Genomic DNA, 14651 nt, shown 5'->3' with positions numbered 1-14651 from the left:
ATTAATTAGTGTTTTCTTTTTGGCTCGACGATAAACCACGGATTCAATAAATCCTCCTTGTTATATCGTAGAGGTTCGTCCTTTCCGGCTTGATACACTTCCATTCCGGCGGCACGCGCTATCGCATGTCCGGCAGCTGTATCCCACTCCATTGTCGGAGCGAAACGCGGATACACATCCGCACTACCTTCTGCAACCAGACAGATTTTAATGGAACTTCCACTTGATATCAGTTCGACACTGCCATGTTTCTTCTTCAAGTCAGCGATATATGTTTCCGTTTCAGGTGACAGGTGCGAACGTGAAGCAACAACAATAAAATGATCACGTACATCCTCTAAAGGCATCAGCTCCGACTCTTTTATCATCTGTTGTAATGTCGTCCCTTTCCCTACCGGAGCGACAATACCGGAGCACTTATAGGCTCCTATACCTTCCACAGCAAAGTAAAGCACTCTCTTTACAGGCACATAAATAACGCCTAACACAGGTACTGAATTCTGCACCAGGGCTATATTTACCGTAAATTCTCCATTGCGTTTAATAAATTCCTTTGTTCCATCCAGAGGGTCAACAATCCACAAAGTATCCCATTTGCGGCGAACCTCATAATCCAGATGCTTTCCTTCTTCACTAAGAACAGGAAAAGGAGTATCGTTCAAAATAGTCACAATCGCTTCGTGCGCTTTCCTGTCTGCTATTGTCAGAGGAGAATTATCAGCCTTTCTCTCTATCTCGAAGTCCGATGCCGGATCATCATAAATAGAAAGTATTTTTTCACCGGCTTTCAATGCTGCATCGATAGCAGCCATTACATATTTTTGTTCCATTTAATTCCTTTATTAACACCTCACTAATATCAAGGCTGTAAATCCTCTAAATTAAGAGTTGACAAAAGTAAAAACTTTCTTTGCTATAAAAGTTTCCCCACCTACATTTATAACTTCTTTTAGTAGAATGATAAAAATATCTAAACGAAACATCATTTTCTCTCTCAACAAAAAAGCAGTAACTTCCCAGTTACCGCCTTCTTATTCGGAAAAAACGTTGGTTCTTCCCAATATATATTACCAAAAAGAAATCAATATACACGATACAGCAACCAAGCGCCTTGGAAATCCGAACGATTCGGATACTTAGCCTTGAAAGCATCGCGAGCGTCAGCAGCAGCAGCCTTATCAGCAAATGAGCTAACTATTACACGATACATTGCCTTATCAGCGTTAAATGCGATTGTAGCCTGATAACCTTGTGCATCCAGCCAATCTTTCAATCCTTCGGCATTTGCTTTTACACCAAAGCTACCGGCCACTACACTATAATCTTTCAAACCGTCATTACCGGAAACAACTGTCACCTTTTCCTGACGTACACCCGATGTATCTGCTACTTTAGGTGTTGTCACAGGAGCTGCCACTACCGGAGTCACCTCAACCGGAGCTTCCACTTGCGGTTCTGCCAGTTCTTGCTGTTTTGCTTTCTCGTAAGCCTTCTTATAGGCGCTTTCGCTGGATTTACAAGATGCAAAAGCAAGCACCAAGCACACTCCCATTCCTAATACGACCAATTTTCTCATATTCCTATACTCTGTTTTAATTAATAATTCATGTTCTCGTCTATCAATATTCAGTTTCGGGCAACAAAATAATAGAAATTTTATCATCCGGCAAAGAAATCCGGCGAAAAAACGCTTATTCGGACTTTTTCTTATAAGAAATCGTTCCTGTTGCCTGATTAGTCGGCATTAAAAGCACTTCCGCAATCTGAATATGTTCGGGAGCCGAAGCAGCGAAGTAAACTGTCTCAGCCACATCCTCTCCGGTCAACGGGCGAATTCCTTTGTAGAAATTATCAGCCGCCTGCTTGTCACCCCGGTAACGCACCACCGAGAAGTTGGTTTCCACCATACCCGGTTTGATATTCGTCACTCTCAGCGGAGTATCCACCAGATCAATCCGAAGTCCGTCCGAAAGGGCCTTTACAGCAGCCTTAGTCGCACAGTACACACTTCCCCCGGGGTAAGCCGCATCACCTGCAATAGAACCGATATTGATCACATGCCCCCGCCCGCGTTCTATCATACCGGGAACCACAAGACGCGTCATCGTCAACAATCCCTTTATATTCGTGTCAATCATGATGTCCCACTCGTCCAGACTACCCTCGAACTCTTTATCCACTCCGATCACCAGTCCGGCATTGTTAATCAACAGATCAATCGTTTTCCAGTCCGCCGGCAAGTTTTCCAGTGCAGCCTTCACCTGTTCACGGTCACGTACATCACAAATAAGCGGCCTTGTCACCAGTTTAGGACACTCCATTTCCAACTCATATATCAGCTTCTCCAACTTTGAAGTATCACGGGCATTCAAAATCAAATTCCAACCTTCTTTGGCAAACTTACAGGCACAAGCTTTACCAATTCCGCTAGTTGCGCCAGTAATTAAAACAGTTTTTATTTCCATTATGTTTAAATTATAAATACTGAATGACAAAAGTACGCCTTAACTTCCATTGGTTAGTCTCCAAAGTCCGTTAAATAAGATTAAACCATAAAAGAAAAAAAGAAATATAAAACTATGCACTTTTTTTTAGTTTTACTGAACAACCTTAGAAGAAAAATGTTATATTTGTTGTATCATAATCATTTTAAACATTATACATTATGAAAGGATTGAATGTTTTAGCAGCTTTTTTGGGTGGTGCAGCCGTAGGCGCAGCCCTTGGTATTCTATTTGCTCCTGAAAAAGGAGAAGATACCCGTCACAAGATCGCCGAGATTCTTCGTAAAAAAGGGATTAAGCTCAACCGTAGTGAAATGGAAAATCTCGTGGACGAGATTGCAGCCGAAATGAAAGGAGAAATAGCAGAGTAAGTGAGTAACCAAGGATTTAAAACAGAGCGACCATGTTTGCAGACGATAAAAGTATTGAGAATTTTCAGCAGTTATTTTTCGAGTTCAAGAAATATTTAGAACTTCAAAAAGAATACACCAAATTAGAGTTAACGGAAAAACTGACTATCCTGTTTTCAACGTTAATCATGGTATTAGTACTTATCATCTTAGGCATGGTAGCCCTGTTTTACCTGCTTTTTGCTCTGGCTTATGTATTAGAACCATTGGTAGGCGGCCTCATGGCAAGTTTTGCCATTATAGCAGGCATCAACGTTCTGCTCATCGCTCTTGTTATTATTTTCCGCAAGCAACTCATCATATCTCCTATGGTGAACTTCCTTGCCAATTTATTTTTAACTGATTCAAATAAATAAATTATGAGTGCGCAAACACCACAGAAATTCACATTAGAAGAAATATCCCTACGCAAAAAGAAGCTTTTGAATGAGATACATGCCCAGAAAAAAGCAATGACAGCCACAACACGCGAGATATTTGCCCCCATTGCTCCGGCTAACAACAAGGCAGATGCTATCATGCGTTCATTCAATACGGGCATGGCTATATTCGACGGTGTGATGTTGGGGGTCAAAGTTATGAGGAAGGTGCGCACGTATTTCAGGAATTTAAGATAATTCGATCTTCTCATTAAGTAGAAGTATATACTTCAGTAACACATTTCAATGTGAGCGAGTACAGTAAGTACACTTTTTCAGGCTTTCCCCTACACACGCACACATGTTATAGTAATATAGAAAAAAACGAATAAAACGGCGGAAACTCATAACAACCGTTGTCTATTACCCTTCAAACAAGTTATTCCGAATTTTTAGCTATTATAGAAAATAGATACTTGACATAAGTATTTTGGAAACTGAACTTTAAATTACATTATTAGGTTCTTCTTCAAATTTAGTGGTAATTTGAAGAAGAACTCATTATTATATACATGCGTGTGTGTGTATGTGGAAAAGCCTGAAAAGGTGTATTTACTGTATTTATGTCTGCAAAATGAAGCGGCGTTATTTAACTGCTAAAGCATAGCTTTAGAGATTGTAAAGCTATGCTTTAGCAGTCATGAAGCACAGCTTTCTAAAATTCTTCCGAAATATGAGATATTATAAAAAAGGCTTCCAACCCGTGGAAGCCTTATGCTTGTCGAAGTAACAGCTTCATCTCAATGAAGCTGAAATATCCTTTTATACGTAAGTCTCCAGCAACTTCACGTTTGCACTTTCAGGAGTAATAGTAATATCCTGAGTGGTAGCGGGGAGCAAAATAGACTCTCCGGCATTTACTGTCAGTTCGTTGCCTTCATTGTCCACCATTTTGCATGAGCCTTCCATGCAAATAAAAATAACGAATGAATCGAGTTCCGAATAGTCACAACTGATTTCTTCGGTCATGTCATACAAAGAAGTGGTGAAATAAGGGCAGGCAACCAACTCTACCGGTTCATCCTTCAACGGTTCGTATTTGGTACGATAATCATCCAATACTTCGTAGTTGATAGCTTCACGGGCCAAATCGGTGTGGAGTTCACGTGTTTTGCCGTTCGCATCTTTACGGTTGAAGTCGTAGATACGGTAAGTGATGTCGGAAGTTTGCTGAATTTCAGCGATGAACGCCCCCGCACCAATGCTGTGTACACGTCCCGCAGGAAGGAAGAAAACATCTCCCGGATGAATCTCGTACTCTTGCAGCACATCGGTAATCGTATTGTTCAATACGCGTTCTTTATATTCTTTCGGAGTAATCTGTTCAGAAAATCCCGAACGCAATTTAGCTCCTTTGTCAGCATCTACCACATACCACATTTCTGTTTTACCCATTGAGTTGTGACGTTTTTTCGCAAGGTCATCGGCCGGGTGTACCTGAATGGACAAATCCTGCTTGGCATCAATAAACTTAATGAGTAATGGAAATTTGTTTCCGAAACGGGCATAATTCGCTTCACCTACCAGTTCCTCGCGATACCTTCTCACCATGTCGGCAAGGGTTAAACCTGCCGGAAATCTCCCAGCTTTCTCCTACTCCTTTCAAGTCTGAATTCAAATGCTTGAACGGAATAATTTTGTCGCCCCCCCAAAGCGTCTGCTTCAGAATTGGTTCGAATTTTAATGGATACATTTTTGTTTTTCTTGTTATAAACTTAGATTAAATTCGCTCGGATTGCATGAATCCGGGAGCAAACATACAAAAAATAGTTTAGTTTTAAGAAAAGGACGATAAAAATCTTTTTGAAAAAAAACATACCAAAAAGAATAGGAACATTAAAGTAATAACGCTAAACTTTCCTAAAGCACCTGCTATATTTAGTCCGAATAATTTGTGAGTAAGAAAGAATTTGCCTTTATTTGCAGGAAAATTTTAATAATACCAGACATGAATAACACATTCCCAACAGAGGGAAATCTTTCAGGGCTCAGCCGGAAAGATTTTCAAAAGGATATAAATGATAAAAAAACAGATTTATTTATCCTTAAAAACAAAAAGGGAATGGAAGTGGCCGTAACGAATTACGGGTGCGCCATTCTTTCGATTATGGTACCGGACAAAAACGGTAAGTATGCTAATGTGATTCTCGGACACGACAGCATTGACCATGTAATCAACAGCCCGGAACCTTTCCTGAGTACAACTATCGGACGTTATGGCAACCGTATCGCCAAAGGAAAATTCACTTTGTTCGGCGAAGAACATGAACTCACAATCAACAACGGCCCTAACTCCTTGCACGGAGGACCTACCGGTTTCCACGCCCGTGTATGGGACGCAATCCAGATTGATGAAAGCACCGTGCAATTCAATTATGTTTCTGCCGACGGCGAAGAGGGATTCCCCGGTAATCTGGAAGTAGAAATGACCTACCGACTGGAAAATGAAGTGAATGCACTGACTATCGAATACCGCGCCACTACTGACAAAGCAACGGTTGTAAACCTCACTAACCACGGTTTCTTCAACCTCGCCGGCATCTCCAATCCGACTCCTACCGTCAACAACAACATCGTTACTATCAACGCTGATTTCTATACACCTATCGATGAAGTTTCTATCCCAACCGGAGAAATCGCCAAAGTGGAAGGAACTCCTATGGACTTCCGCACTCCGCATACCGTAGGCGAACGTATCGACGATAAATTCCAGCAATTGATATTCGGTGCCGGATACGACCACTGCTACGTATTGAACAAAACAGAAAGCGGTTCGCTCGACCTCGCCGCTACCTGCAAAGATCCTGAAAGCGGCCGTATCATGGAAGTATACACTACCGAAGCAGGCGTGCAACTTTATACAGGCAACTGGCTGAACGGATTCGAAGGCGCACACGGCGCTACATTCCCGGCAAGAAGCGCTATCTGTTTTGAAGCACAATGTTTCCCGGATACTCCTAACAAACCGCATTTCCCGTCGGCTACCCTGCTGCCGGGTGATGAATACCAACAAATCACAGTTTACAAATTTGATGTAGAAGAATAACAACTAAAAAATAACTAACCTAATTTTATAAACTAACATTTTTTTTGAACCATGACACAAGAAAAAAAGAATGGAAAAATCATTGCAATCATTACGATGATTTTCCTTTTCGGTATGATTTCATTTGTTACCAACCTCGCTGCTCCTATGGGTATCGTGTTGAAAAACCAGTTCGACGTATCGAACGCACTAGGTATGCTAGGAAACTTCGGAAACTTCATCGCGTATGCAGTAATGGGTATTCCGAGCGGCATCTTGTTGCAACGCGTTGGATATAAGAAGACTGCACTGATCGCAGTAGCTATCGGTTTTGTAGGCGTAGGTATCCAGTTCTTATCCGGCCATTCAAGCCCGGAAATGGCTTTCGCCGTTTATTTGATCGGTGCATTCGTTGCAGGTTTCTCTATGTGTTTGCTCAACACTGTAGTAAACCCGATGTTGAACAAATTGGGTGGTGAAGGTAACAAAGGTAACCAACTTATCCAGGTGGGTGGCTCTTTCAACTCTGTAATGGCTACCATTACTCCGATGTTCGTTGGTATCCTGATCGCCGGTTCTATCGAAAAAGCTACTATTTCCCAGATTTTCCCTGTAATGTATACAGCAATGGCCGTGTTTGCTTTCGCATTCTTCGTACTTTTATTTGTACGTATTCCGGAACCGAATGCTGCTACCACAACAGAACCGATCAGCACATTGATGAAAGGTGCTTTGAAGTTCCGCCACTTTGTATTAGGTGCTATCGCTATCTTTGTATACGTAGGTATTGAAGTAGGCGTACCGGGTACTCTGAACCTGTTCCTTACCGACCCTGTAGAAAAAGGCGGTGCCGGCATTGCTTCTACTATCTCCGGTTTCGTGGTAGGAACTTATTGGTTCCTGATGTTGGTCGGTCGTCTGGCAGGTGCTTCACTTGGCGCTAAAATCTCCAGTAAAGCGATGCTTACTTTTACATCTGCTCTGGGATTAATTTTAGTATTCCTTGCTATCTTCTCCTCCACAGGAACATTGGTTAACTTGCCCGTACTCCAACAAGGTGAGACAGGCGGTTTGTCATTCGGTTTTGCCGAAGTTCCTATCAACGCAATGTACCTGGTATTAGTCGGTTTCTGTACTTCTATCATGTGGGGTGGTATCTTCAACCTTGCTGTAGAAGGATTGGGTAAATATCTTGCTGCTGCTTCCGGTCTGTTTATGGTACTGGTTTGCGGTGGAGGTATCCTGCCTGTACTTCAGGGCTGGGTAGCTGATGTTGCCGGTTTCATGCCAAGTTACTGGGTAATCATTGCTGCTTTGGCATATTTGCTGTACTACGGTCTGGTAGGTTGCAAAAATGTCAATAAAGATATTCCGGTAGAATAATCTATTACTGAACTCAATTTATTCACCTTATAAAATTAAATTATCATGGATATAGAACACGTAAGAAGTCGCTTCATTAAACATTTCGATGGTACTACAGGATTTATATATGCCTCTCCGGGACGTATTAACCTGATTGGCGAACACACTGACTACAACGGCGGATTCGTATTTCCGGGTGCAGTAGACAAAGGTATGATTGCCGAAATCAAACCGAACGGTACTGATAAAGTAAGAGCTTATTCTATCGACTTGAAAGATTATGTAGAATTCGGTCTGAACGAAGAAGACGCTCCACGCGCAAGCTGGGCAAGATATATCTTCGGTGTATGCCGTGAAATGATTAAACGCGGCGTAGACGTAAAAGGATTCAATACTGCTTTCTCCGGTGATGTGCCTCTGGGTGCAGGTATGTCTTCTTCTGCTGCCTTGGAAAGTACGTATGCTTTTGCATTGAACGAACTGTTCGGTGAAAACAAGATTGATAAGTTCGAACTGGCTAAAGTGGGTCAGGCTACTGAACACAATTACTGTGGTGTGAACTGCGGTATCATGGACCAGTTTGCTTCCGTATTCGGTAAAGCAGGCAGCTTGATCCGTCTGGATTGCCGTTCACTGGAATATCAGTATTTCCCATTCCACCCGGAAGGCTATCGTCTGGTTTTAATGGATTCAGTTGTTAAACACGAACTGGCTTCTTCTGCTTACAACAAACGCCGCCAGAGCTGCGAAGCTGCTGTTGCCGCTATCCAGAAGAAACATCCGCACGTTGAATTCCTGCGCGACTGTACTATGGAAATGTTGGAAGAAGCTAAGGCTGACATCAGCGATGAAGATTATATGCGTGCAGAATACGTAATCGAAGAAATCCAACGCGTACTCGATGTTTGCGATGCTCTGGAGAAAGATGATTACGAAACTGTAGGTCAGAAGATGTACGAAACTCATCACGGCATGAGCAAGCTGTACGAAGTAAGCTGTGAAGAACTCGACTTCCTGAACGACTGCGCTAAAGAATACGGTGTAACCGGTTCACGCGTTATGGGTGGCGGATTCGGCGGTTGTACTATCAACCTTGTTAAAGACGAATTGTATGACAACTTCGTTGAAAAGACAAAAGAAGCATTCAAAGCTAAATTCGGCAGAAGCCCGAAAGTGTATGACGTGGTAATCGGTGACGGTTCACGCAGATTGGAATAAGAAATTATCCGATATAAATAATCAAGAAGGGCGGTTTCCATTACGGAAGCCGCCCTTTCTTTTCAATTAACAATTAAGACTTAAATCTATTATCTAACAAACCTTATCGTCATTTCTTTGTAAATTTATAAACAGCAAAAGTATTCGGTTCCTGCTCGGTTGTAAACACATGACCTTCAACAGACACCGCAGTTTCTTGAGGAGTGATGGCAAAAGGTTGTTCAAGCGTATTATCCTTATCCAAATCAAGTGAACGAAGCTTGATGCAGCGGCCATTCGATAATACGTCTTGTTTCTTCAATCCGGCAAAGTTCAAAGAGATTGACTGGGCAGTATTTGAAGTATTGGCAACCTTTACAATCAGTTCATTCTTGTCCTTATCGTATACGGCACTGGCAAAAAGCCCATTCTGCCCTTCGGCTCCTGTCACACTTTTCTTGTTCATGGTAAGCGGAAGCACATTAGTTCCTTTATTTTGAGCATACAGTTGCTGTACATAGTAGCTTACAGTACGCACGGAATTCAGGTTGTCAAACCAGATCATATCCGGGCGCCACTGCCAACCTTCCACATGGGCGAAAAGAGGAGCATAGGTAGCCATATGCACAATATCTGCGTTACGCTCCAATCCGGTCATAAAAGCGGCTTCAAGCAGAGCAGCATTGAAATGATTCCATTTCTTGCCCTTTCCGTGGCAGGCATATTCGCCGGCAAAGACTTTCGGCCCCTTACGGTCGTAATTATCATAACGCGCCCCCTGAGCCAGAAACCAGCTTTCGGGCCGATAAAAATGTTCGTCTACCAAATCGGCTTTCAGACGCTTCATTTCAGGCCATAGGTAATCAAAGTCTTTTCCTTCGGAATTCGGGCCGGAACTTCCTACAATCTTGATTTCCGGATGAACTTTGCGAATAGCTTTGATAAACGGTTCGAGGCGTTCGGGGTACTCTTCTCCCCACTGTTCGTTCCCAATACCGATAAATTCCAGATTGAAAGGCGCCGGATGTCCCATATCGGCACGTACTTTTCCCCAAGTTGTATTTATATCACCATTGGCAAATTCTATAAGGTCGAGCGCATCCTGAATATAACTATCCAAGTCGCAAACAGCGACATGAGCCTTCGGGTCACTATTCTGATATTGACAGGACAATCCGCAATTCAAAATAGGAAGCGGTGCCGCCCCCATTTCTTCGGACAACAGGAAGTATTCATAAAATCCCAATCCGTAGCTTTGGTAATAATCAGGGAAGAAACGGTGGGTAAACGTATATTGCCAGCGATTCTCATTCAAAGGACGATTCTCTACCGGACCTACCGACTTCTTCCAGTCATAACGGGTTGCCAAATCCGTCCCTTCCACAATACAACCGCCGGGGAAACGGAAGACTCCCGGATGAATATCTGCCAACGCTTGGGCCAGATCTTTACGAAGTCCGTTTTCATGCCCTTTCCAGGTATCTACCGGAAAAAGAGAAATGTGTTCCAAATCTACGGTTCCTTTAGAGGTAAGGAAAATGCGGAGCACTGCTTTAGGATTTGTGGCACCGGGTTTCAGAATTATCTGATATTTTTTCCATTCTTTTGAATCAATCGCAAGACTCTGTGTGGCAAAAGCCTGGTGCTCGCCCATTGATTTGGTATCGACCAATTCAATACGTAATGTTGCTTTCGTACCTCCCTGTGGCAATCGTGCCCAGACGGAGAAACGATACTCCTCTCCTTCTTTGACGCCGACACCGAAGAAACCTTCGTTGTCAAGTCCGGTATGTTTATGCCCATGTCCCGGGTCGGAAAGGCGTACATAATGAGGATTGCGTTCAAAAGGGCCGTCATCCTGCAATGTTACTTTTCCATAAGTCTTCCACCCCATTAGGTGTTGGGGGAACTCGAATGAACGGTTCTTGACCAATTCGGCATAAAGTCCGCCGTCAGCAGCATAATTAATATCCTCAAAAAAGAGCCCGTACATGGTAGGTTGGATTTCTGCTCCCAACTTTCGGGTTTGAATCACCATTTCATTGGTTTGCGCATGAAGTGCCATTCCGGCAGACAAGGCTAATACAGCCAAGATTTCTGTGTATCTTCTCATGGTTCTTAATAAAAAAAATTATATCTAGTTATGAATGCAAAGATAATCAGAATCCTAATTCACTCTTTGCCCGATCCCACCATTAACAGGCGTTTATCAGTCAAAAAGGACCAATTTCCATTCATTTGCATGATTTCCCAGCTATGACACGTCATTTATAATACGAATTCATATAAAAATGTACCTTTTATGCTGCACAACATACAAGAGTGTATTTGATACACCAAAACAAAGTGTTACTTTTACACTCAAAACAAGATAAGTATCTCATTTACATTAAAAATAAAACCATGAAAAAACATTTCTTACTTGCAGGAATTGCCGTGCTAATGCTAGTTGCACGCAATAACAAGCCGGCTTCCGAGCTGACTTCCCCGGAAAGCGGTATCACAGTAGAAGTATACACCAACGAACCGGGTATTCAGGTCTATACAGACAATTTCCTCCCGGGACAAACTTATAACAGTGAATGTATTTTCAAATTTTCCGTAGAGAAATAATATTAACTTATAAATCAGATTTATTGTGGAAGCATTAGATTGGCTAGTAATCGGAGTCTTTTTTCTGGCTCTTATCGGTATTATAGTTTGGGTAGTCAGACAAAAGCAGAATGACTCTGCAGATTATTTTTTGGGTGGACGCGACGCAACATGGCTCGCGATCGGTGCCTCTATTTTCGCATCAAACATCGGTTCGGAACACTTGATCGGTCTGGCCGGAGCCGGAGCCTCAAGTGGTATGGCTATGGCACACTGGGAAATTCAAGGTTGGATGATTTTGATTCTGGGGTGGGTATTCGTTCCTTTCTACACACGAAGCATGGTATATACCATGCCGGAATTTCTGGAACGCCGTTACAATCCCCAATCACGTACAATCTTGTCGGTTATCTCTTTGGTTAGTTATGTATTGACTAAGGTAGCTGTTACGGTATATGCCGGAGGCCTGGTATTCCAACAGGTATTTGGTATCAAAGAATTGTGGGGTATCGACTTTTTCTGGATTGCTGCCATAGGGCTGGTGGTATTGACCGCACTCTATACGATCTTCGGAGGTATGAAATCGGTACTTTATACTTCCGTTCTTCAAACCCCTATCCTATTGTTGGGTTCATTAATCATACTTGTTCTCGGTTTTAAGGAATTAGGCGGTTGGGACGAAATGATGAGAGTTTGCGGAGCAGTTACCGTTAATGATTACGGTGATACAATGACAAACTTGATCCGTAGCAATGATGACGCGAATTTCCCCTGGCTGGGTGCTTTGATCGGTTCTGCCATTATCGGTTTCTGGTACTGGTGCACTGACCAGTTTATCGTACAACGCGTGCTCTCCGGAAAGAACGAAATGGAAGCCCGCCGTGGTACTATCTTCGGTGCTTACCTGAAACTGTTGCCTGTATTTCTGTTCCTGATTCCGGGTATGATTGCGTTCGCATTACACCAGAAATATATCGGTGCCGGTGGTGAAGGTTTTCTTCCGATGCTCGAAAACGGAACCGCAAATGCCGACGCTGCATTCCCGACATTGGTAGCCAAATTACTTCCTGCCGGTGTGAAAGGTCTGGTGGTATGTGGTATTCTGGCTGCTTTGATGAGTTCTCTGGCTTCTTTGTTCAATTCGTCAGCGATGTTGTTTACTATCGACTTCTACAAACGTTTCAGACCGCAGACTTCGGAAAAGAAACTGGTCGGTATCGGACAGGTTGCTACTGTGGTAATCGTTATCCTGGGTATCCTCTGGATTCCTATCATGCGTAGCGTAGGCGATGTACTTTATACCTACTTGCAAGACGTTCAATCAGTATTGGCTCCGGGCATTGCCGCAGCCTTCTTACTGGGCATCTGCTGGAAACGTACTTCTGCGCAAGGAGGTATGTGGGGATTGATTTCCGGTATGGTGATCGGTCTGACCCGTCTCGGTGCAAAGGTATATTACAGCAATGCAGGTGAAGTGGCAGATTCTACATTCAAATATTTGTTCTATGATATGAACTGGCTGTTCTTCTGCGGTTGGATGTTCCTGTTCTGCATTATCGTTGTGATTGTAGTCAGTCTGGCAACAGAAGCTCCCACTGCCGAAAAGATTCAGGGACTGGTATTCGGTACAGCTACTAAAGAACAAAAGGCTTCCACACGTGCAAGCTGGAATCACTGGGATATTATCCACACGGTGATCATCCTGGCTATCACGGGGGCATTCTACTGGTATTTCTGGTAATTAAATAAAAACTCATATCAACAAAACAATGAATAACTATTATAGCTCAAATCCGACCTTCTACATCGGTATCGACTGCATTATCTTTGGTTTTAGCGAAGGCGAAATAAGCCTGTTACTGCTGAAAAGAAACTTCGAACCGGCAATGGGCGAATGGTCATTAATGGGAGGATTCGTACAAAAAGACGAAAGCGTGGACGACGCAGCCAAGCGTGTATTGGCAGAACTTACGGGATTAGAGAATGTATATATGGAACAAGTGGGAACCTTCGGAGCCATTGACCGCGATCCGGGAGAACGGGTTATCTCTGTTGCTTACTATGCATTAATCAACATCAACGAGTATGACCGCAAACTGGTTCAGAAGCACAATGCCTACTGGGTGAACATCAACGAACTTCCGGAATTAATCTTCGACCACCCGCAAATGGTGGAGAAAGCACGGAAACTGATGCAACAGAAAGCATCGGTAGAGCCGATCGGGTTCAATCTGCTACCGAAACTCTTTACGTTATCCCAACTGCAAAGCTTATACGAGGCCATTTACGGCGAAGCAATGGACAAGCGAAATTTCCGCAAACGTGTTGCCGAAATGGATTATATAGAAAAGACTGATAAAATTGACAAACTGGGTTCCAAACGTGGTGCCGCCTTGTATAAGTTTAACAGCAGGGCATATCGCAAAGACCCGAAATTCAAATTATAATCAATATGCTGGAAGAACTAAAAGAAAAAGTATTTCATGCCAATCTTGAGTTGGTAAAGCATGGATTAGTCATCTTCACCTGGGGCAATGTTTCTGCTATCGACCGTGAAACGGGACTGGTAGTAATCAAGCCCAGTGGCGTAAGTTATGATGATATGAAAGCAGAAGATATGGTAGTAGTGGATTTGGAAGGCAAAGTCGTCGAAGGGCGGCTGAAGCCTTCCTCCGATACCCCTACTCACGTAGTACTTTACAAAGCATTCCCGGAAATCGGAGGAGTCGTACACACCCACTCTACTTATGCTACCGCATGGGCACAAGCCGGATGCGACATTCCGAATATAGGAACAACTCATGCCGATTATTTCCACGACGCTATCCCCTGTACGGCCGATATGACGGAAGCAGAAGTAAAAGGGGCCTACGAACTGGAAACCGGAAATGTTATTGTGAAACGTTTTGAAGGATTGAATCCCGTACATACACCGGGAGTACTGGTCAAAAACCACGGTCCTTTCTCCTGGGGAAAAAACGCACAGGATGCAGTACACAACGCGGTAGTTATGGAGCAAGTAGCCAAAATGGCAAGTATCGCTTATACCGTAAATCCGAATTTAACAATGAACCCGCTGCTGATAGAAAAGCATTTCAGCCGCAAGCATGGTCCGAATGCATATTACGGACAATAAACA

The 14651-nt window shown here is 43.1% G+C and carries 14 protein-coding genes and 1 pseudogene; 10 read left to right on the top strand and 5 right to left on the bottom strand.

The genetic code is table 11. The features are described from left to right. Positions 1-5: 5 nt before the first annotated feature. The 3 genes from cysQ to BHV72_RS19270 all read right to left on the bottom strand — a co-directional run bounded on the left by cysQ (position 6) and on the right by BHV72_RS19270 (position 2465). Complete coding sequence (gene cysQ, locus BHV72_RS19280; RefSeq protein ID WP_182316913.1) at positions 6-830, bottom strand: 3'(2'),5'-bisphosphate nucleotidase CysQ; 825 nt, start codon at positions 828-830, stop codon at positions 6-8. Positions 831-1081: 251 nt separating this feature from the next. Next, positions 1082-1576, bottom strand: a complete 495-nt coding sequence (locus tag BHV72_RS19275) for an SPOR domain-containing protein (RefSeq protein ID WP_005680639.1) — start codon at positions 1574-1576, stop codon at positions 1082-1084. A gap of 115 nt (positions 1577-1691) precedes the next feature. Beyond that, complete coding sequence (locus tag BHV72_RS19270) at positions 1692-2465, bottom strand: SDR family oxidoreductase (protein WP_005677877.1); 774 nt, start codon at positions 2463-2465, stop codon at positions 1692-1694. Positions 2466-2665: 200 nt separating this feature from the next. On the opposite strand from BHV72_RS19270, the gene BHV72_RS19265 reads away from it, so the two are divergent. From BHV72_RS19265 to BHV72_RS19255, 3 genes are read left to right on the top strand one after another with little or no spacing between them, the layout of a single operon-like run. Then, positions 2666-2875, top strand: coding sequence for a YtxH domain-containing protein (locus BHV72_RS19265; RefSeq protein WP_005677876.1), 210 nt, complete (start codon positions 2666-2668; stop codon positions 2873-2875). A 32-nt stretch (positions 2876-2907) separates the two neighbouring features. After that, positions 2908-3270: a phage holin family protein gene (locus BHV72_RS19260; RefSeq protein ID WP_005677875.1), complete on the top strand. Its 363-nt coding sequence runs from the start codon at positions 2908-2910 to the stop codon at positions 3268-3270. 3 nt (positions 3271-3273) lie between these two features. Continuing rightward, on the top strand, positions 3274-3531 hold the full coding sequence (locus BHV72_RS19255; protein WP_005677874.1) for a hypothetical protein: 258 nt from the start codon (positions 3274-3276) through the stop codon (positions 3529-3531). A 564-nt stretch (positions 3532-4095) separates the two neighbouring features. Here BHV72_RS19255 and BHV72_RS19250 read toward each other — a convergent pair. Beyond that, a pseudogene (locus BHV72_RS19250) lies at positions 4096-5026 on the bottom strand (type I phosphomannose isomerase catalytic subunit). Positions 5027-5281: 255 nt separating this feature from the next. Here BHV72_RS19250 and BHV72_RS19245 point away from each other — a divergent pair. The 3 genes from BHV72_RS19245 to galK are packed head-to-tail and all read left to right on the top strand — an operon-like array spanning position 5282 to position 8941. Further along, positions 5282-6379, top strand: a complete 1098-nt coding sequence (locus tag BHV72_RS19245) for an aldose epimerase family protein (protein ID WP_005677872.1) — start codon at positions 5282-5284, stop codon at positions 6377-6379. A 51-nt stretch (positions 6380-6430) separates the two neighbouring features. After that, positions 6431-7741, top strand: a complete 1311-nt coding sequence (locus BHV72_RS19240) for a sugar MFS transporter (protein ID WP_005677870.1) — start codon at positions 6431-6433, stop codon at positions 7739-7741. Positions 7742-7786: 45 nt separating this feature from the next. Next, positions 7787-8941: a galactokinase gene (galK, locus tag BHV72_RS19235; protein ID WP_005677869.1), complete on the top strand. Its 1155-nt coding sequence runs from the start codon at positions 7787-7789 to the stop codon at positions 8939-8941. A gap of 109 nt (positions 8942-9050) precedes the next feature. On the opposite strand, the gene BHV72_RS19230 is transcribed toward galK, so the two are convergent. Then, positions 9051-11033 (bottom strand): alpha-L-arabinofuranosidase family protein, encoded by a 1983-nt coding sequence (locus tag BHV72_RS19230; RefSeq protein ID WP_005677868.1) that lies wholly within the window; start codon positions 11031-11033, stop codon positions 9051-9053. Positions 11034-11323: 290 nt separating this feature from the next. Between BHV72_RS19230 and BHV72_RS19225 the strand changes: the two genes are divergently transcribed. From BHV72_RS19225 to BHV72_RS19210, 4 genes are read left to right on the top strand one after another with little or no spacing between them, the layout of a single operon-like run. Next, a complete protein-coding gene (locus tag BHV72_RS19225; protein ID WP_122133951.1) occupies positions 11324-11533 on the top strand; it encodes a hypothetical protein in 210 nt (69 codons plus the stop codon). Between the two features lie 25 nt (positions 11534-11558). Further along, a complete protein-coding gene (locus BHV72_RS19220; RefSeq protein ID WP_005680632.1) occupies positions 11559-13253 on the top strand; it encodes a sodium:solute symporter in 1695 nt (564 codons plus the stop codon). A gap of 28 nt (positions 13254-13281) precedes the next feature. After that, entirely contained in the window at positions 13282-13959 is a 678-nt protein-coding gene (locus BHV72_RS19215; protein WP_005677865.1) for an NUDIX hydrolase, read from the top strand. A gap of 5 nt (positions 13960-13964) precedes the next feature. Further along, a complete protein-coding gene (locus BHV72_RS19210; RefSeq protein ID WP_005677864.1) occupies positions 13965-14648 on the top strand; it encodes an L-ribulose-5-phosphate 4-epimerase in 684 nt (227 codons plus the stop codon). Positions 14649-14651: the final 3 nt, after the last annotated feature.

It is taken from the genome of Bacteroides sp. 43_46, assembly GCF_001915455.1.
Classification (GTDB): Bacteria; Bacteroidota; Bacteroidia; order Bacteroidales; family Bacteroidaceae; genus Bacteroides; species Bacteroides caccae.
The sequence above is the reverse complement of the archived record's forward strand: the minus strand, read 5'-3'. Positions and strand labels throughout refer to the sequence as shown.

What these genes read in the sequence shown, in the direction of transcription:
- BHV72_RS19230 (WP_005677868.1), bottom strand. Translation starts at nt 11,033, where the DNA reads ATGAGAAGATACACAGAAATCTTGGCTGTATTAGCCTTGTCTGCCGGA.
- cysQ (WP_182316913.1), bottom strand. Translation starts at nt 830, where the DNA reads ATGGAACAAAAATATGTAATGGCTGCTATCGATGCAGCATTGAAAGCC.
- BHV72_RS19215 (WP_005677865.1), top strand. Translation starts at nt 13,282, where the DNA reads ATGAATAACTATTATAGCTCAAATCCGACCTTCTACATCGGTATCGAC.
- BHV72_RS19210 (WP_005677864.1), top strand. Translation starts at nt 13,965, where the DNA reads ATGCTGGAAGAACTAAAAGAAAAAGTATTTCATGCCAATCTTGAGTTG.
- BHV72_RS19270 (WP_005677877.1), bottom strand. Translation starts at nt 2,465, where the DNA reads ATGGAAATAAAAACTGTTTTAATTACTGGCGCAACTAGCGGAATTGGT.
- BHV72_RS19255 (WP_005677874.1), top strand. Translation starts at nt 3,274, where the DNA reads ATGAGTGCGCAAACACCACAGAAATTCACATTAGAAGAAATATCCCTA.
- BHV72_RS19225 (WP_122133951.1), top strand. Translation starts at nt 11,324, where the DNA reads ATGAAAAAACATTTCTTACTTGCAGGAATTGCCGTGCTAATGCTAGTT.
- BHV72_RS19275 (WP_005680639.1), bottom strand. Translation starts at nt 1,576, where the DNA reads ATGAGAAAATTGGTCGTATTAGGAATGGGAGTGTGCTTGGTGCTTGCT.
- BHV72_RS19265 (WP_005677876.1), top strand. Translation starts at nt 2,666, where the DNA reads ATGAAAGGATTGAATGTTTTAGCAGCTTTTTTGGGTGGTGCAGCCGTA.
- BHV72_RS19240 (WP_005677870.1), top strand. Translation starts at nt 6,431, where the DNA reads ATGACACAAGAAAAAAAGAATGGAAAAATCATTGCAATCATTACGATG.
- BHV72_RS19260 (WP_005677875.1), top strand. Translation starts at nt 2,908, where the DNA reads ATGTTTGCAGACGATAAAAGTATTGAGAATTTTCAGCAGTTATTTTTC.
- galK (WP_005677869.1), top strand. Translation starts at nt 7,787, where the DNA reads ATGGATATAGAACACGTAAGAAGTCGCTTCATTAAACATTTCGATGGT.
- BHV72_RS19245 (WP_005677872.1), top strand. Translation starts at nt 5,282, where the DNA reads ATGAATAACACATTCCCAACAGAGGGAAATCTTTCAGGGCTCAGCCGG.